Origin of the sequence: Citrobacter sedlakii (assembly GCF_018128425.1) — a bacterium.
Lineage (GTDB): Bacteria > Pseudomonadota > Gammaproteobacteria > Enterobacterales > Enterobacteriaceae > Citrobacter_A > Citrobacter_A sedlakii.
In genome coordinates this window covers 835,637-853,650 of record NZ_CP071070.1, presented here as the reverse complement: position 1 = coordinate 853,650, position 18,014 = coordinate 835,637, and the positions used below count along the sequence as shown (strand labels likewise).

The following is an 18,014-nucleotide window of genomic DNA, read 5'->3' as shown; positions in this document are numbered from 1 at the left end:
GGGCCAAACTGTTTATATCATAAAAAAATTTAGTTAAGCATTGCAACTAACAAGTTAAGATTTATCTCAAATTCCATGTTATCTCATTGATTAACCAATCATTATATTAAGTCTTTTTTCACAACATTCTTCCCCGACGGATGGCTTCTCACCGATTTGTCTTCTCACGTCTTTTCAGATCTCGCTTGCTGAACAAATTAAAATATCAGTTTTTTACACTTCAAATACTTCAAACACCAATACAAAAAATTAAAAAACACCACAAATAAACCATCCAAAAGCCATTTATCCCGATGAGTCAAAATGGCCCCAATTGTCTCATAAATTGGGTAAAAACTGTGCAGAACCGGCAGTCGCACCATTCGGCTGAAATAGGGAATGCCTGGAAGGCACAACGACTGCCCATTTCGGTTCGTTACATCGATTTTGTTTAAAGGAAAACAACATGAAAATTAAAACACTGGCAATCGTTGCTATGTCAGCACTGTCCCTGACCTCCGCGGCGGCTCTGGCCGATACCACCACGGTGAACGGCGGTACAGTACATTTTAAAGGGGAAGTCGTTAACGCAGCCTGCGCCGTTGATGCCGGTTCTGTCGATCAAACCGTTCGTCTGGGCCAGGTGCGTTCAGCAAAACTGGCGACGGCGGGGAGCACCAGTTCCGCAGTGGGCTTCAACATTCAGTTGGTTGATTGCGATACCAGCGTCGCCACCAAAGCGTCTGTTGCGTTCTCTGGCGCAGCGGTTGACGCCACCAACACCACCGTACTGGCGCTGCAAAACTCCGCCGCCGGTAGCGCAACCAACGTAGGCGTGCAGATCCTCGACAGTCAGGGCACCCCGCTGGCGCTGGACGGCGCAACCTTTAGCGCGGCGACAGCCCTGAATGACGGCCCGACCAACATCCCGTTCCAGGCGCGTTACTACGCGACAGGCGCTGCGACTGCCGGTATCGCAAACGCCGACGCAACCTTCAAAGTTCAGTACGAATAATCCCTCTGACAGGGACGCATTCAGGGCCAGGACGGCCCGTTATCCGCAACAGGACTGAGGTGATAACGATGCAATGGATGAAATCAGGTCTGCTGATCCTTCTGTTTCCCGTTTGCGCGCTGGCCGGGAACAAATGGAATGTGACGTTACCCGGCGGGAACTTACGTTTTCAGGGGGTCATTATCGCCGAATCCTGCCGCGTCGAGGCAGGCGACAGGCAGATGACGGTACAGATGGGACAAATCAGCAGTAATCGGTTTCATGCGCCAGGTGAAGATACGGACCCGGTGCCTTTTGATATTCATCTTCAGGATTGCAGCACTTCGGTAAGCCAACGTGTCGGCGTGGCGTTTCATGGCGTAGCCGATGGTAAAAATCCCGACGTGCTCTCCGTGGGTGAAGGACCCGGGATCGCGACCGGGATCGGCATCGCGTTATTCGATAAAGACGGCAGTCTGGTGCCGCTTAACAGTCCGCCGCTGAGCTGGACACGACTTTATTCCGGGCCAACGACGCTGCATTTCATCGCGAAGTATCGTTCAACCGGACGCCAGGTAACCGGGGGGGCCGCGAATGCCCAGGCCTGGTTCTCTTTGACCTACCAGTAATTAACCCGCAGAGAAACGGAATACAGGAAACGACGGTGAGTATAACAAGGGTAAACATGAACAAAACATGGGCTATGACGCGCGGCCTGCTGGCCGGGTTACTGCTGGTCGCCACCCTGGGCGTGTCTTCTCAGGCTGACGCAGGCGTGGCGCTGGGCGCGACCCGGGTGATTTATCCGGCGGGCCAGAAACAGGTTCAGCTCGCCGTCACCAACAATGACGACAGCAGCACGTATCTGATCCAGTCGTGGGTGGAAAACGCCGACGGCGCGAAGGACGGACGCTTTGTGGTCACGCCGCCGCTGTTTGCCATGCAGGGAAAGAAAGAGAACACCTTACGCATTCTTGACGCGACCAATAATCAGTTGCCGCAAGACCGGGAAAGCCTGTTCTGGATGAACGTAAAAGCGATTCCGTCGATGGACAAGTCGAAGCTCAGCGAGAATACCCTGCAACTGGCGATCATTAGCCGCATCAAGCTCTATTACCGTCCAGCCAAACTGGCGATGTCACCGGATGAGGCGCCAGCAAAGCTGCGATTTCGCCGCGCGCCGGGCACGCTGACGCTGATTAACCCGACGCCTTATTACCTGACGGTCACCGAACTCAATGCCGGCACCAGGGTGCTGGAAAACGCGCTGGTCCCGCCGATGGGCGAAGCCCAGGTGAAGTTACCGGCCGATGCGGGTCGCGAGATTACTTACAAGACCATAAATGATTATGGCGCGCTGACGCCGCGTATGACAGGCGCAATGCAATAACGAACGGGGAAACCTGCGAGATCCCCTGAACAAAAAAAGAACTGACAGCCGGGCGATTTCGGACCGGAGGGACTATGTCATATCTGAAATTTGGACTCGAACGTTTGGGGTCCCGGCGTAGGCGGCATGACGCCACGCGTTTGGCTGGCGCACAGGCGCTGCTCCCCTTTGCCCTTTTGCTTGCCTCGCACTCATTTTCCGCGCAAGCGGAGCTTTATTTTAACCCGCGTTTTCTGGCGGACGACCCTGCGGCCGTGGCGGATCTTTCCGGCTTCGAAAAGGGGCAGGAACTGCCGCCGGGCACGTATCGCGTGGATATTTACCTTAACAACGGGTATATGACCACCCGCGATGTCACCTTCAATGCCAGCGAAAATGGTCATGGGTTAGCGCCATGCCTGACGCGCGGCCAGCTTGTCAGTATGGGGTTGAACGCCGCAGCCGTCAGTGACATCAACACGCTGGCGGCTGACGCCTGTGTGCCGTTAACCGGGATGATTAAAGACGCCACTGCCCGTTTAGACGTGGGGCAACAGCGGCTGTACCTGACCATCCCTCAGGCCTTTATGGGAAGCCAGGCGCGCGGTTATATCCCGCCGGAAATGTGGGATAACGGCATCACCGCCGGGCTGCTGAACTACAACTTTACGGGTAATAATGTCGAAAACGATGTCGGCGGCAGCAGTCATTACGCGTATCTGAACTTGCAGAGCGGGCTGAATCTTGGCGCCTGGCGTTTGCGTGATAACACCACCTGGAGCTACAGCAGCGGCGGAAGTGCATCCAGTAATGAAAACAGGTGGCAGCACGTCAACACCTGGCTGGAGCGGGATATCACGCCTTTACGTTCACGACTGACGCTTGGCGACAGCTACACCAACGGCGATATTTTCGACGGGATTAACTTCCGTGGCGCGCAGTTGGCCTCTGACGACAACATGCTGCCGGACAGCCAAAAAGGGTTTGCCCCGGTGATCCACGGTATTGCCCGCGGGACGGCGCAGGTATCCGTCAAACAAAACGGTTATGAGATCTACCACAGCACGGTGCCGCCGGGACCGTTCACCATTAACGATCTCTACGCGGCTGGCAACGGCGGCGATCTGCAGGTCACGATCAAAGAAGCCGATGGCAGCAGCCAGAATTTCACCGTGCCCTATTCGTCGGTTCCGGTGCTGCAACGTGAAGGCCATACCCGTTTTGCCCTCACCGCCGGGGAATACCGTAGCGGTAACGATCAGCAGGAAGAACCTAAATTCTTTCAGAGCACCCTGCTGCACGGGCTTCCGGCTGGCTGGACGCTGTATGGCGGCACCCAACTGGCGGATCGCTATCGCGCCTTCAACCTCGGGGTCGGTAAAAACATGGGAGAGTTGGGCGCGCTGTCGGTTGACGTGACACAAGCCAATTCCACCCTGCCCGATGACAGTAAACATCAGGGTCAGTCGGTCCGTTTTCTCTATAACAAGTCGCTCACCGATGTCGGCACCAACATTCAGTTGGTGGGCTATCGCTATTCCACGCAGGGGTATTACAGCTTTGCCGACACCACCTACAAGCGGATGAGCGGCTATGACGTGCAGACCCAGGATGGCGTGATTCAGGTGAAGCCCACGTTCACCGATTACTACAACCTTGCCTATAACAAGCGCGGCAAGGTGCAGGTCAGTGTCACTCAACAGTTAGGCCGCACCGCCACGCTCTATCTGAGCGGCAGCCATCAGACTTACTGGGGCAACGACAGCGCCGACGAACAGTTTCAGGCCGGACTGAACGCCGCCATTAACGACATCAACTGGACACTGAGCTACAGCCTGACCAAAAACGCCTGGCAGGACGGACGCGATCAGATGCTGGCCATCAACGTCAATATCCCGTTCAGTCACTGGCTGCGATCCGACAGCAAATCCGTCTGGCGCCACGCCAGCGCCAGCTACAGCATGTCCGACGATCTTAACGGTCGGATGACCAACCTCGCAGGGCTGTACGGCACGCTACTGGAAGACAATAACCTGAGCTACAGCGTGCAGACCGGCTACGCGGGCGGCGGCGAGGGCAACAGCGGCGGCAGCGGCTATGCCGCATTGAGCTATCGCGGCGGCTACGGCAACGCCAACGTCGGCTATAGCCGTAGCGACGGCATTAAACAGCTCTACTACGGCATGAGCGGCGGCGTGCTGGCGCATGCCAACGGCGTGACGTTCAGCCAGCCGCTAAATGACACGGTGGTGCTGGTGAAAGCGCCGGGCGCGGAAGGCGCGAAAGTGGAAAACCAGACGGGTGTCCGCACCGACTGGCGCGGTTATGCCGTTCTGCCGTACGCCACGGAATACCGGGAAAACCGCGTCGCGCTGGACACCAACACCCTTGCGGACAATGTCGATCTTGACGACGCGGTGGTCAGCGTCGTGCCGACACACGGTGCGATTGTCCGTGCGGAATTTAAAGCCCATGTCGGGATGAAGCTACTGATGACGTTGATCCACAACGGCAAACCGGTTCCCTTTGGCGCAATGGTGACATCGGAAAGCAACCAGAGCGGCAGCATCGTTGCCGATAACGGCCAGGTTTATCTGAGCGGAATGCCGCTTGCGGGGCGCGTGCGGGTGAAATGGGGCGACGGCGCGAACGCCAGTTGTGTGGCGGACTACCGTCTCCCCGCCGAAAGCCAGCAACAGTTGCTCAGCCAGCTCACGGCGGTATGCCGTTAAGGACATGAAGATGAAAAAACGCTTTTACCTGCTGGTCGCGGTGCTTTCGCTGGTCGCCGCGAACACCCGGGCCGCTGACAGCACGATCACCATCAGCGGCTACGTCAGAGACAACGCCTGCGCCGTGGCGGGGGAATCAAAAGATTTCACCGTCGACCTGCTGGATAACGCCGCGAAGCAGTTCAGCAGCGTCGGCGCGACGACGCCGCTGGTGCCATTTCGGATTGTGCTGTCCCCCTGCGGCAGTTCAGTAACCGCGGTGAAGGTGGGCTTTGTCGGCGTCGCCGATAACGACAACACCAGCCTTTTAAAGCTTGATAGCGGCGCGTCAGCGGCGGCGGGAATGGGCGTGCAGATCCTCAATGGCCAGCAGACGTCGCTGCCGCTCAACGCCGCTTCCTCCGCTATTCCGTGGACCACATTGACGCCCGGACAGCCTAACACGCTGAATTTTTACGCCCGTCTGATGGCGACACAGGTGCCGGTAACACCGGGACACGTTAACGCGACAGCAACATTTACTCTCGAATTTCAGTAAGCGGAGGCTCTGATGAAATGGTTTCAATCCGGCTGGCTGTTAACGGTACTGCTGGCGGTCTCCCCAACGCCGCACGCCGCCGACGTGACCATCACGGTAAACGGCAAGGTGGTGGCGAAGCCCTGCACGGTCTCTACCGTCAATGCCACCGTCGATCTTGGCGATCTTTACACCTTCAGCCTGGTGTCTGCCGGATCGTCTTCAGCATGGCACAGCGTGGCGCTCGATCTCAGCAACTGTCCGGTTGGCACCTCGCGCGTGGTCGCCAGCTTCAGCGGTACGGCTGACAGCACCGGCTATTACAAAAACCAGGGCACCGCCAGCAATATCCAGCTCGAATTACAGGACGACAGCGGCAATACCCTGAACACCGGCGCAACAAAATCAGTACAGGTGGATGACGCCTCGCAGTCCGCCCGTTTTCCCCTGCAGGTTAGAGCGCTCTCGGTGAACGGCGGCGCGACCCAGGGGACGATTCAGGCGGTGATTAACGTGACTTATACCTATGCCTGAGCAGGAGAAAAAGTTGATGAAAAAAGTGTTCGCCCTACTTACCACCCTGCTGCTGTTGGGCTGGTCGCTCAACGCCTGGTCCTTCGCCTGTAAAACCGCCAACGGAACGACCATCCCCATTGGCGGCGGCAGTGCTAATGTCTATGTCAATCTCGCGCCTGCCGTCAACGTCGGGCAAAACCTGGTGGTGGATCTTTCAACGCAGATTTTTTGTCATAACGACTACCCGGAAAGCATGACCGACTATGTGACCCTTCAGCAGGGTTCCGCCTACGGCGGCGTTTTGTCGAGCTTTTCCGGTACCGTCAAATATAATGGCACCAGCTATCCGTTCCCGAGCACCAGCGAAACCGCGCGGATCATCTACAATTCGAAAACCGATCAGCCGTGGCCGACCATTCTCTACCTGACGCCCATCAGTTCCGCTGGCGGGGTGGCGATCAGCGCGGGTACGCTTATCGCAAAGCTGATCCTTCGCCAGCGAAACGACAAAAACAGCGACGACTTTCAGTTTGTCTGGAACATCTACGCCAACAACAACGTGGTGGTGCCCACCGGCGGCTGCGACGTTTCGGCCCGCAACGTGACGGTGACGCTACCCGACTACCCCGGCTCTGTAGCAATCCCGCTAACGGTCTACTGCGCGCAAAGCCAGAATCTGGCGTATTACCTTTCCGGCGCCACCGCGGATGCCGCAAACTCGATCTTCACCAATACCGCCTCGGCCACGCCGGCGAAAGGAGTAGGCGTTCAGCTTACCCGCAACGGCAGCATCGTGCCCGCCAACAGTACGGTCTCTTTAGGTACGGTAAGCACCTCCGCCGTCAGTCTCGGTCTCACCGCCAACTACGCACGCACCAGCGGACAGGTCACGGCAGGCAACGTACAGTCAATCATTGGGGTGACGTTTGTTTATCAGTAACGCAGGCGGGTTACGACAGGATTATGTTCTGTCGCCCTGCGCGTTCGCTGCCGAGGGAGTGGCGAGAATGATGACGCCAGAGCGCGGGCATCTGACGCGTCTGCATCCGCAAACGCTGGTGATGACGCCGCTGCCGGCGCTGGCGTCGGCACGCCGGATAGTGGTGTTTTTACCGGAGGATCCTTTCTGGCTGCTCACAACGCTGCAACAGGCGGCCCTTCTGCTGGATCAGGCCGCCACGCCGTTGCCGATGCTGATCCTCAGCCGCTGTCCGAATGGTTGGCTGTGGCACACGCTTCTTCATCTTGTCGCCGACCGCGCGTTGCTGTCCGAAGTGCGCGCCGCCTCGTCCGACCTGCCCGCCCGCTGTATTGCGGCGCTGCTTCGCGGTCACGCTTTACAGGCGTATCCGCCCCTGCCGACGCTGGCGGAAAAGGAGGCGTTGATTCGCCATAAACCCGCCGCCGGCCTCAGCAAACCGGAACTGATCACCATTCTCGATTTACTGCACGGCGCCAACATTGCGGAACGGGCGCTGCACCGTGGCGTGAGCCAAAAAACCCTTTATAACCAGAGAACTTCAGGACTGAAAAAGATGGCGGAACATCACCCGCAGCTGGCGGCGAATTTTCCCGGTCACCCGGTGACCGCGCAGAATAAAATAGACGGCGAAGATCTCTCTGCTTTTGAGCGTGAGTTTGTGCATGCAATCCACTGCAGGGATCTTTTTCCGGTTTTCCAGCCCATCGTGGATGACGAACAGCGGCTACAGGGTATGGAGATCCTCTCGCGCTGGCGGCGCGACGGGACGATTCTCCAGCCCGGCGCGTTTTTGCCAGAGATACAGGCCGACTATGCCTGGCTGGTGCTCACCGCCTTTGTTCTGCAGGAGGCCGTGCAGAAGATCAATCGCTATCCAGGCTCGTTTTATTTCTCCATTAACATACCGCAAGCGATTGCCGGTCACATCCATCTTCCCCGCATGCTGGAAACCGCACGTCAACAGTTGCGCCAGCCCCGACATGTCGACAGGCTGGTACTGGAATTTGCTGAAACCATTGATTTCCGGTTACAGGCTCACGCCGCCGCCAACATTGCAGAGTTACAGCGGCTCGGTTTTCGTATTGCGCTGGACGACTGTTATTCGCAGGGTAGCGTGTTTTTTCCGGTCAGACAGATCCGCTTTAACGAATACAAGCTGGATATGAGCATTGTCAACGAGATGCAGCACGATCCCCACGCGCTGGCGCTGATCAAAAGTCTGCATTATTACTGCAAGCTGACCGGCAGCCGCTGCGTTGCCGAAGGCGTGGACAGCGACGAAAAGTTCAGGATGCTGAAGGCGCTGGGTATCGATCGTTTTCAGGGCTACCTTATTTCCCCGCCGGTGAACGGAATGGAACTGGAGGCGTTGATGCTGCGAGAGCGCGAGGAACGGGACGTGTGTGAAGATAAAGCCGACGCATAAGGCGTCGGCCCATTGCGGCCTCATCCGTGGCGAACCTTGCGCGTGAGATAATCACGACCCGCAATGAAAATTCCTGGAGTGATGCCGATTCCCTTGTCCCGGCGCGGTGATGCGATAAAATCCCCCTCTTTGCCTCAGGAGTTGTTGCGTGAAACCGGAAAAGCGAGAACGTAGAATTTCCATCATGCCGCTCGGCAATCCTTTCCCTCCCCGTCACTGTTCCCTCTGTCCTAAAGGCACCGCGATTGACCGTAACAATGAACGAGGGTTGATCGACAAGAGAAGACGATTTGCGCCAGGCGATATCATCGCCTCACAGGGAAAACCGGCAGCGTCGCTGTTTGTTATTCATGAGGGGTACTGCACCGCTCAGGTAGAAATGAATAACAAGGCGGTGGTCAGTCGTTTCTTTCTGCCAGGCGACATCATGGCGCTCGATGCGATAAACGATGGGCGCTATCTTTCGACACTTAAAGCCGCCACGGCTGCCGAGATTTGTCATATCAATCTTTCCCGCTTACTTGAAACCGCCGCTAACGACCCTACGGTTGCGGCGTCGGTGATTAAATTTCTCAGCCATGACAGCGGCTTTATGGTGGAAAAGCTTCAGCGCTACGCCAATAAACATGCCGACGCGAAACTTGCCGCCTTTCTGGTGGAATTCTATGAAATGCATTTGCGAATTGGCCGTCCGGAAACGACGCTGCGTCTGCCTTATTCCCGGGAAGATATCGCCAGTTATCTGGAACTTAAAATAGAAACAGTGAGTCGGTCATTAAAAGCGCTTGAACACCTTGGACTCATTAGTCTGCATCGCGTCCGAACGGTCACGCTACATAGTTATCTGGGGTTAAAGAGTCTGCTTTAAAGGATTCCCGTCCGTCACGACACGGAGTGTCATTTTCTGCCCACCTCAAACTGTTTCTGACGTTTATAAATCTCTTGATCAGTAACAGCCTGCGACATAAAAACACGCGCAAATATCGGAATATTCTCCAGTTCTCCCGAAAAACATAAGAATTTTCCGATCTTAAATAAAATTTATCATATTTTTAACAAAAAATAAGCATTTAAAAACGTTTGCGTTATAAATCTGTATCATTATGTTTTATAAGAAATTTCCTGGTCTTTGCGCTCACTGACTTTTTGATTTTAATCAAAAAGTCAAAACAGGCCAAAAATCTATTTCAGTGTTATTTTTAGAGAAAAAACCTAATACAAACTTCTCTGCCAAACAAAGATACTACACAAAACCCTTTATCGCCGTTATTGAATGGAAAATTCCTGGCTTTTTTATTATTCATAAAATTTATCGACTGTTGAGTACACATATATTTCAAAAGATAATTTTTATCGCGGCAATTGTTGTTCGCAAATAAAGGATCTGCTGGCTTCCATTTTATAAACAGACGCCCGCAGAGAATAAGTTCTTAGGAGAAGACAAAAATGAAAAAAATATTACTGGTTGCCTCTCTGGCTTCTGTTTTTGCGGCAGCAAATGCGACGGCTGATGTAACGGCCTCTGCGACCGCCTCATGGGATGCTACGGCAACGAAAGATACCAAAAGTATGCTGGTCGTTACCCCGCTTAATTCCCTGACCTTTCAGTACGCCGAAGGGTTAAATGCGTTTAATTCCCAGGACGGCGCGTTTGATATTACCATTCAGGGTCAGGACACCGCGACTGACTTTGAACTGACTGCTCAGGTTATTAGCAATACGCTGACCAACGCCAGCGGCGATGCGTCAACGCTTGACGTAGGCGTTGCGTGGAATGGCACCGCGCTTTCCAGCGCCAGCGAGACCGTTCTGGTCAATAAATCTAAAACCTCTGGCCTGGAAAACTTGCTGGCGGAAGGCGCATACAATGGCACTGAGCGCGTCAGCGACCAGTCTAATTTCAAATTTACCATTGCTTCCGCAACGGTCGACGGCACCACCCCGGTAACCGACTATTCCACTCTGCCGGACGGCTACTGGAGCGGTGATGTGAAAGTTCAGTTCAACGCAACCTGGACGACGCCGACCACGACGCCTTAATCGTGATGATAACGAATTCGGGAGAGTACTCTCCCGAATTTTTCAGGGACAATTATCATGAAGAAATATTTTACCGCCGCTATTTTCACAGGTGTTTTCGCCCCCTTTTCAGGTTGGGCAATTAACGTCGGTGATATCACGTCGATAATGACGTCCACGGAGAGTTCATTATCGAAAGAGATCACCAATACGACGGATTCCGCCCGCTTTGTTAGCGTCTCGGTAAAACAATTGTCATCGCCCCTTGCGGATGGCGTCGAGATTAAACCAGCGCATAACGGCGAACTGCTGTCCACACCCGCGAATCTTATCCTCCCTGGACAGGCGACGGATGTGTTCCGTTTTTTCTATAAAGGTCCGGAGGACGACACCGAACGCTATTATCGTCTGCAATGGGTTGACGAGCCGGTCAGTGAAAATGCTGAAACCAAAGCCAATAAAATGGCGGTAGCTACCGCTTCCGCGCAGATTGGCACCATTCTGGTCGTCGCGCCGCGTAAAGAAAATTTTAATTACAGCCGCAGCGGTGATGTTATTAGCAATACCGGCAATGTCTCCTTTCGGGTCATCGCGTATGGCGCCTGTAAAGACAAGGCACGCGAGAATGGCAAAGGTTGCCGCGAGCGTTATTACGTCATGCCGGGAACAAAAATAAAGCTGCAATATACCGACGTAAACCATTCACGTTCACATATTGGGATCTGGCACGGTAAGCGATTTATAACGGTCAAATAATCACCGTAATCGGATTAATACGGATAAAGACTCTACACCGGAATGTAAGGAAGCGAATGACAATGAAATATTTTGTCAGGGGAAGCGTTACCCTTTTAATAGTGCTGACACCGATTATCGTTTATTCAGCGCCGACGAAAGTGGGTAAGTATATTATCCCAGGCGCTTTCTCGCGTTCTCTGGAACAGGGAATGACCGTTCCGGTTTATATTCGTTACAATGAGACTGACGAAAAAAGTCAGCAGAAAATTGCCGATGCGATCATCTCGCTCACGGATGGCAGCATTACCGTGAAATCAATTGCCATTGCGGAATTACCCGACAACGCCGTGTTATCAAGAAAAACCCGCATCATGGTGGAAGGCCTTCGCGATGTGAAATTTCGCGATAACACCGTTATCGATCTGTCGGCTGATGCACGCCTGAAGCTGAATATCGCCTCCTTTCATCTGGAAATGATTGTCAGTAAGGATGCGCTGACGGAGGCCATCGTTGCCCGAAGCAGTCTGCTTGGCCCCTCCAGCGTCGAGACGCTTTCCAACGTGCTGAACTACAACGTCGGGACGTATTACAACGATTATCGAACCGGCAACAGCTCGCGAAGCTATCTTACTATTGATAATACGGCCTCATTACGTGAGCACCATTTAAATATTAATGGCTCGTTCTATGGGATTGGCGACAGCAATAACACCAGCAAACTGTACCGTGCGATGTACGAACGCGACTACCAGGGCTATCGGCTGGCATTGGGTATGCTTGATACATGGAACGTGCAGTCTGTAGCCAGCCTGAACGCGTTAAATGGCGGTAAAATTTACGGCGTTAGCTACGGCAATAAAGGGAGTACGGTTATTGAGAAAAATTCCCTCTCCTTAACCCCAATTACCGTATTTTTGCCCGCGGCAGGTGAAGTCCACGTATTAAGAGAAGGGCGACTGCTGAGCGTACAGAACTTTAATATGGGCAGCTATGAAATCGACACCAGCCGTTTTCCGTACGGCGTATATGACGTCACGGTCGAGGTGGTGGTGAATGGCCGAACGGTAAACAGCCGCGTCAGCCGGGTGAATAAAATCTTCGCCCGACAGCAAACCGCTGGAATACAGGGGTTGAACTGGCAACTCTTCGGCGGCTCGCTGGATTACGATCGCGTGAGTTATAAACGCAATCACTACCGGGATGAAGGGAGTGAGCAAACCTGGATCGCAGGCGGCGCCGCATCAATGACGCTGGCCATTTTGTCTGGCTTAAATCTGAAAACGACCGTTTACGGTTTTGGCAACAACGCGGTCAACGAAACCGATGTGACGCTCAATGTGAATGAGTACGTTAGCCTCGGCAATCAGACGCTTGTCGCTAACGATTCTTCCTGGCGAAACGTCAGTAATATCAATGTGACGATCCCCGGTGGCTACGGGTCGCTGTGGGCGTCACGCGAGGACAGTAAAATTGGCGACCAGCTACCGGTCCAGGAGCGCGATAACTATTCTGTCGGCGGGACGCTTAATCTCGGAAAATTTATTCCCCACGGCGGTTCGTTAACGCTAAGCCAGACGGAAAATCGCTATTCTGGCAACAAGTACCGGAACCTGGATTACAGCACCACCCTGTATTCTGGCCGATACGCCACGATAGGGCTCCGCGCCGGGATCCAGCGTTATTACTACAACAATAGAAATGATGATGGTCGGCAGGAACGCTACGTCAGCCTGGATTTTTCATTACCTCTGGCTTCCTGGTTAAGTATGGGCGTTTCGCGGGACCGCTACGGCAGCACCCAGGGGAACCTCAGCGCGCGCAAACAGTTTACTGAAGGCACCATCCGGTCAGTTGGGCTGTCTGCTTCGACGCGCCTGAGCGGCGAACAACATTACGATAATAATTATTCGCTTAACGGTAATATGAGTTACGCCACGAAATACAATTCCGGAATGCTGTCCGTTACGCGCGCAGCGGATAATTCGACGAATATGAACTTTTCGTCACAGGGGTCGGTGGCGTGGAGCGGGAAAAACGTGGCGCTGAGCCAGGAACGCCAGCGCGCAGGGATCATCGTCAACACCGATTTGGCTGGCGAAGGGCAACTGGCGGCCAAAATTAACAATCGTCATTATCTCCTGAGCGGTAAGTCAAACTTCATCGCCCTGCCGCCCTATGCGCAGTACAGAATGGAAATACTCAATGACAGAAATTCAGAAGACAGCTTCGATATTGTTTCCGGGCGTACCCAGGAATTGACGCTTTATCCGGGCAACGTCGGCGTGATCAATCCGGAAATAAAAAGCATGGTTACGGTATTTGGCCGCATCCGCTACCCGGACGGCCAACTGGCGACGAATACCGATATTCATAACCATATCGGCAAAACGCGCACCGACGCAAAAGGTGAATTCGCCATTGATATCGATAAAAAATATCCAGTAATCACTCTTGTTTCGGCGAATGGCAGCCTGTGTGAAGCCGATCTCGATCTGGACAAAGCGCGCGGCGCGGCATGGGTAGGCGACGTGAAATGTACGGCGCAAACCTCAATGGCACAACGGTGAGGCTAAATTGATGAACAAAACACTCCACCTTATTCTTGGCTGCGCGCTGGCGTCAGTATCCCCTTCTCTCTGGGCATTAACAGCATCAACGCAGGCTGCGGTGAGCAGCAATATTTTATTTATCGAAAACAATATTGATAACGAATATTTTATAACGCCATCTTCGCTGGATCCGCGCATAAGTGGTTCAAACACCTGGGTGAAATACGGTGACAACCAGGTCAGTCTTGGCTATATGGGTATCGTGGGTTGGGTCAGCAGTACCAGCTATTACCGGGATATGTGGATTGACGATTCGCCGGTGAGTGAACCCTTTAACGGCATTCGCTGCACAACGGGCGCGAATTGCCCTTCTTCTGGTTATATTGCGGCTGATTTAACGGATCAATATGGCTTTTACCATACGAAAGCGACCGGGGCGGGCATCGCTGGCGGATACTATGGTTTTGCTTCATTTACTGACTCGGCATTTGACTATTTTCGCTCAATGACTGTCGGCGCGTCGGAAACGCTGAAACTGAATTTTTGTCGCACCACGGTGGATTATGACTATGCCGCCGGTGCGCGTTGTAAAGACCAAACCAGCGGTAACTGGTATATCCGGCCTTATACCATTAATAAAATAGGTCATTTATCGCTCGAGTCGACAAACGCGTTTCAGGAATTGTGGATTGCCAGTGATGGCACGCCGAGTATTACGAAGGACTCCGGCTATTGTGAACTGGGTGTGGTGAGCAGTGTCGATGGCGTAATTTGTAAGATGGTGAGCTATGATCTCCAGCAAACATCGAACCTCACAGCGTCGCTGACGTTCAGAGCCTATATCGACTCGGCGATGCTGGGCTTTACCCCTGCGGCATCAGCGGTCAAGTATTCAGGTAACGGTTCAAACTGGTATAACTACAGTGCAACCACCGCCTATTACAATGTGCTGACGACCTCCGGAGACTATATCTATATTTTTCTGTCGAAAACGTTTTTGAAAGGCCTTGTCGACTCAGGGTTAAGCATAACCAATAGCCAACCCTTCACGTTTGGCTTTTACAATAGCTTAACGCCGGAGTCTGGCTATTACCAGTTTACGCCTTCGTTACAGCTCAATATCGTACCGAAAGAATATGGCATCAGCATTACCTCCACTGATAACACGACATCGGCACAGGGCAGCGGCACGATTGGAGATGCAGATCCTATAGAAATGAATTACACCGTTACCGTTTCCGGGCCGCGGCAGGCCGATACCATTACCGCGCAGGTTATCGGCGACAGCACCACGGTCAATGGCGTGCCGTATTGCCTGTTTCAGTCGGCGCAGGACGGGCTTTCTGTTCCTGTTCCCGCCTACCTGCAATACAACAGTGAGTCGGGCGGGGTAATACAAAAGCGTAACAGCTGTAACGAAGCGCCGATTTCGATGGCCGACGCACAGTGGCAACAAACACCATGGGATGTGAATAACACTGATGACGGCAGTTTTTTTACCACTGGTCTGACACTGTTATTTCCCATGAATGATTCACGTTCAATGCTTACCGTTGCCGGGGCGGACTGGGAAGGGGTGGTCAGCGCAACCGGTGAAATTAAAGTCACGGCAAACTGGCTGGGCGTAACGCCATGAAACGCGCTCAAACAGGGAAACGAGGTCTGTGGCTGGCAATCATGCTGATGGTCTTTCCGGTCCATGCTGTTTATCTTGAGTCGACTATTTATGAAATGCCTGCCGATAAGTCCTTTATCAGCAAGCGGATTTACAACGATAGTGATAAACAAAACGTTTACAGCATTAGCGCGGTGAAAATCGACAAGCCGGGGCCCGGGGGCGAAAAGCGAAGCCCAATTGCCGATGGCGAACTGCTTTTTACGCCGTTAAATTTCTCACTGGCGCCCGAGTCTGGTGAGTTCTTCAAGATCTTTTATCGTGGGCCTGCGGATGAAACGGAGCGCTATTACCGCATACTGTTTCGCGAGCTCCCTGTTACCCTGTTAACCGATCGCGAACATGGCAAGAAGAGCGAAGCGATACCTGCGGTCGCAATTGATACGATCCTTGTCGTTCGGCCACGAAAAATTAACTTCCAGTATCACCTTGATGAACAGAGAGGGATACTGAGAAATACCGGTAACACGTTTTTTAAAATCATTCTTCATCAGGGTTGCCACTCGACGGATGATGAGGCTGAAATGCGCTATCTCCTGCCAGGAGAAACATTCAACAGCGCTCAGCTGAGAGCAAATAACAGAAAATTTATCGTCGCCTTAAACAGGTATCATCCTGTGGGTAAGGCTTGCCAGAGGACGCCGTAATAACCCCTTATTACGCGGCATCAGTATGAAAAATCTCATGGCAATTAACCTGAGTGTGTAAGGTCTATAACGGAATAATTCATTTTAAACAATGATTTTAATTCCCTTTAACAAACAAACTTTATAGATTTTTCTGAAGCTTCTTGATTATTTTTAAGTCAATTGTATGGTCAACTGCACTTTTGGTAAAACTTTTAAAACACACTAAAACACAGGGGTTATATTTTTTATACTCAAGAGAAATTTATGTTTTGAGTTTTATATTTCATTTGTGCCTGTAATTTTCGTAACGCCCTGATTTTGTTGATAAGAGTCAGACTCTATCGCTGCTTTGTATTTATTAAAAAGAGAAAATGCGCGTTTTATCACTTTCTCCCGGAAGACGAGGTAGACGCTATACAATAAATTCACGCTGGTAATAGCTATGAATACTAAAAAAATTTTCCTGTTAAGTTATGACATCTGTCTTTTTTCTGGAATTAAGTCCTGGTTACCTAATTTAGTACTGGTTGATGTTCAATCAGTAACCAATGAAAGACAGCAACACTTACCGCAATATCAGTCCTGTTTGTTGATCATCGACAACAGGCTGCCTTTATTTTTCGTCAACAAGTGGATCCAACAAAACAGCAGCTTATTTAACCACATACACAGTATTGTCCTAAAGATGAGTAAGCATGACTGCTTTCATCGCGGTTATGAAAATGTCGACACTATAGATGCGAAACTGGGTGTGAATAGCGTGATAAATGCATTACATAAGAAGGCATTAGCGAGCCATGAATCCACCTTTAGTCTCGAAAATCTATCGGTTGCCCATTTCCGCTTAACGCATTTTGAAAAAGAAATGCTCAATGCCTCTTTTAGCCGAGGGGAATTGAATAATTTTTGCGTCGCGAATGCTGTGAGTCCGAAAGCGCTGTACCGGTATCGGGATAAAATTAACGCCCGACTGGGTTTTCGTTGTTTCAATGAGTCAGTTATCTTTTTATCCCGAAACGGCTTATTGAACGGCTTCACAGACTCGCCGGGCAACGCGCAATGTCTTGATTATGACGAACTGAACGCCAGCAGGCTGAGCATGGCTATTGTGGAGGAAGAGATCATCCCTTACTACCAGCCGATCGTTAATCAGAATGGCGATATGTGCGGTGTGGAAATCCTGGCTCGCTGGCCGCAGGGGCACCACTACGCTATTTCGCAAAAAGAGTTTATTCCTTTAGCGATCAACAGCGGTCTGATCTTCGAATTGACCAGCTATCTGATGGCGACCGTCGCCCGCGATCTGATCTCCGCAAAGAGGATCATCAAAAATGAGCTGCTTATCGCTTTTAATATTGGTCCTTCCGGCTTAAGCAACCCTGTTTTCTACTGGGAATGCCTCAATTTTCTGGAGCAAACCCAACATTTACCCATAAAGCTGATGATTGAGATCACTGAAGACCAGGCGTTGAATATTACCCCGGCCATTAAAGAACTCATCCGCTCTCTGCGAAACCGCGGCGTACTGTTCGCCCTCGACGACTTCGGCACCGGTTATGCGAATCTTTACTATCTGAACGAGCTGGAGCTGGACATTATCAAAATTGATAAAACATTTATCAATAATATTAAGGATGGCGAACAGCGGGTTCCGATGCTGGAGTCAATTATTCACCTTGCCAACATCCTGGGTTTACGCACGGTCGCTGAAGGGGTTGAGCATGAGTACCAACACCGCTGGCTGGTCAACAATCACATTCATTTTCTGCAAGGCTATTACTTCCTGCCGCCAGTGCCTTTTGCCGATTTTCTTCGCTATCAACGGCGTGAGGAAAGCTCATGGCAATACAACGTAAATCAGTGTGGATGCTGAGCTATCTCCGAAAGGA

At 52.2% G+C, this 18,014-nt stretch carries 15 protein-coding genes; all 15 read left to right on the top strand.

Translation table 11 applies throughout. The features are described 5' to 3' along the window. Positions 1 to 445: 445 nt before the first annotated feature. The 15 genes from fimA to JY391_RS04005 all read left to right on the top strand — a co-directional run bounded on the left by fimA (position 446) and on the right by JY391_RS04005 (position 17,998). Positions 446 to 994 carry a type 1 fimbrial major subunit FimA gene (fimA, locus tag JY391_RS04075; protein ID WP_042292073.1) on the top strand — a complete coding sequence of 183 codons (549 nt, stop codon included), beginning with the start codon at positions 446 to 448 and terminating at the stop codon, positions 992 to 994. Positions 995 to 1,062: 68 nt separating this feature from the next. Beyond that, the gene (fimI, locus tag JY391_RS04070) at positions 1,063 to 1,602 is read left to right on the top strand and encodes a type 1 fimbrial minor subunit FimI (protein ID WP_042292076.1); all 540 of its coding nucleotides are present in this window, start codon (positions 1,063 to 1,065) and stop codon (positions 1,600 to 1,602) included. 56 nt (positions 1,603 to 1,658) lie between these two features. Then, the gene (locus JY391_RS04065; protein ID WP_042292079.1) at positions 1,659 to 2,363 is read left to right on the top strand and encodes a fimbria/pilus periplasmic chaperone; all 705 of its coding nucleotides are present in this window, start codon (positions 1,659 to 1,661) and stop codon (positions 2,361 to 2,363) included. Between the two features lie 74 nt (positions 2,364 to 2,437). Then, complete coding sequence (locus JY391_RS04060; RefSeq protein WP_211935263.1) at positions 2,438 to 5,074, top strand: fimbrial biogenesis usher protein; 2,637 nt, start codon at positions 2,438 to 2,440, stop codon at positions 5,072 to 5,074. 10 nt (positions 5,075 to 5,084) lie between these two features. After that, the gene (gene fimF / locus JY391_RS04055; RefSeq protein WP_060569460.1) at positions 5,085 to 5,612 is read left to right on the top strand and encodes a type 1 fimbrial adaptor subunit FimF; all 528 of its coding nucleotides are present in this window, start codon (positions 5,085 to 5,087) and stop codon (positions 5,610 to 5,612) included. Positions 5,613 to 5,624: 12 nt separating this feature from the next. Beyond that, the gene (gene fimG / locus JY391_RS04050) at positions 5,625 to 6,125 is read left to right on the top strand and encodes a type 1 fimbrial minor subunit FimG (protein WP_042292085.1); all 501 of its coding nucleotides are present in this window, start codon (positions 5,625 to 5,627) and stop codon (positions 6,123 to 6,125) included. Between the two features lie 16 nt (positions 6,126 to 6,141). Further along, the gene (locus tag JY391_RS04045; RefSeq protein ID WP_211935262.1) at positions 6,142 to 7,047 is read left to right on the top strand and encodes a fimbrial protein; all 906 of its coding nucleotides are present in this window, start codon (positions 6,142 to 6,144) and stop codon (positions 7,045 to 7,047) included. Between the two features lie 67 nt (positions 7,048 to 7,114). Next, positions 7,115 to 8,515 carry an EAL domain-containing protein gene (locus tag JY391_RS04040; protein ID WP_211935261.1) on the top strand — a complete coding sequence of 467 codons (1,401 nt, stop codon included), beginning with the start codon at positions 7,115 to 7,117 and terminating at the stop codon, positions 8,513 to 8,515. Between the two features lie 148 nt (positions 8,516 to 8,663). Next, positions 8,664 to 9,383 (top strand): Crp/Fnr family transcriptional regulator, encoded by a 720-nt coding sequence (locus JY391_RS04035; RefSeq protein WP_042292087.1) that lies wholly within the window; start codon positions 8,664 to 8,666, stop codon positions 9,381 to 9,383. Between the two features lie 578 nt (positions 9,384 to 9,961). Continuing rightward, a complete protein-coding gene (ecpA, locus tag JY391_RS04030) occupies positions 9,962 to 10,555 on the top strand; it encodes a common pilus major fimbrillin subunit EcpA (protein WP_042292089.1) in 594 nt (197 codons plus the stop codon). A 57-nt stretch (positions 10,556 to 10,612) separates the two neighbouring features. After that, on the top strand, positions 10,613 to 11,290 hold the full coding sequence (locus JY391_RS04025; RefSeq protein ID WP_211935260.1) for an EcpB family pilus assembly chaperone: 678 nt from the start codon (positions 10,613 to 10,615) through the stop codon (positions 11,288 to 11,290). 56 nt (positions 11,291 to 11,346) lie between these two features. Continuing rightward, on the top strand, positions 11,347 to 13,839 hold the full coding sequence (locus JY391_RS04020; RefSeq protein ID WP_211935259.1) for a TcfC E-set like domain-containing protein: 2,493 nt from the start codon (positions 11,347 to 11,349) through the stop codon (positions 13,837 to 13,839). 10 nt (positions 13,840 to 13,849) lie between these two features. Further along, the gene (locus JY391_RS04015; RefSeq protein ID WP_211935258.1) at positions 13,850 to 15,457 is read left to right on the top strand and encodes a fimbrial adhesin EcpD family protein; all 1,608 of its coding nucleotides are present in this window, start codon (positions 13,850 to 13,852) and stop codon (positions 15,455 to 15,457) included. A gap of 41 nt (positions 15,458 to 15,498) precedes the next feature. Beyond that, on the top strand, positions 15,499 to 16,143 hold the full coding sequence (locus JY391_RS04010) for a fimbrial biogenesis chaperone (protein WP_229264103.1): 645 nt from the start codon (positions 15,499 to 15,501) through the stop codon (positions 16,141 to 16,143). Positions 16,144 to 16,567: 424 nt separating this feature from the next. Beyond that, positions 16,568 to 17,998: an EAL domain-containing protein gene (locus JY391_RS04005; RefSeq protein WP_211935256.1), complete on the top strand. Its 1,431-nt coding sequence runs from the start codon at positions 16,568 to 16,570 to the stop codon at positions 17,996 to 17,998. Positions 17,999 to 18,014: the final 16 nt, after the last annotated feature.

Bases quoted from the DNA above. Each gene is read 5' to 3' on its own strand.
- fimA (WP_042292073.1), top strand. From the start codon at position 446: ATGAAAATTAAAACACTGGCAATCGTTGCTATGTCAGCACTGTCCCTG.
- fimI (WP_042292076.1), top strand. From the start codon at position 1,063: ATGCAATGGATGAAATCAGGTCTGCTGATCCTTCTGTTTCCCGTTTGC.
- JY391_RS04065 (WP_042292079.1), top strand. From the start codon at position 1,659: ATGAACAAAACATGGGCTATGACGCGCGGCCTGCTGGCCGGGTTACTG.
- JY391_RS04060 (WP_211935263.1), top strand. From the start codon at position 2,438: ATGTCATATCTGAAATTTGGACTCGAACGTTTGGGGTCCCGGCGTAGG.
- fimF (WP_060569460.1), top strand. From the start codon at position 5,085: ATGAAAAAACGCTTTTACCTGCTGGTCGCGGTGCTTTCGCTGGTCGCC.
- fimG (WP_042292085.1), top strand. From the start codon at position 5,625: ATGAAATGGTTTCAATCCGGCTGGCTGTTAACGGTACTGCTGGCGGTC.
- JY391_RS04045 (WP_211935262.1), top strand. From the start codon at position 6,142: ATGAAAAAAGTGTTCGCCCTACTTACCACCCTGCTGCTGTTGGGCTGG.
- JY391_RS04040 (WP_211935261.1), top strand. From the start codon at position 7,115: ATGATGACGCCAGAGCGCGGGCATCTGACGCGTCTGCATCCGCAAACG.
- ecpA (WP_042292089.1), top strand. From the start codon at position 9,962: ATGAAAAAAATATTACTGGTTGCCTCTCTGGCTTCTGTTTTTGCGGCA.
- JY391_RS04025 (WP_211935260.1), top strand. From the start codon at position 10,613: ATGAAGAAATATTTTACCGCCGCTATTTTCACAGGTGTTTTCGCCCCC.
- JY391_RS04020 (WP_211935259.1), top strand. From the start codon at position 11,347: ATGACAATGAAATATTTTGTCAGGGGAAGCGTTACCCTTTTAATAGTG.
- JY391_RS04015 (WP_211935258.1), top strand. From the start codon at position 13,850: ATGAACAAAACACTCCACCTTATTCTTGGCTGCGCGCTGGCGTCAGTA.
- JY391_RS04010 (WP_229264103.1), top strand. From the start codon at position 15,499: ATGCTGATGGTCTTTCCGGTCCATGCTGTTTATCTTGAGTCGACTATT.
- JY391_RS04005 (WP_211935256.1), top strand. From the start codon at position 16,568: ATGAATACTAAAAAAATTTTCCTGTTAAGTTATGACATCTGTCTTTTT.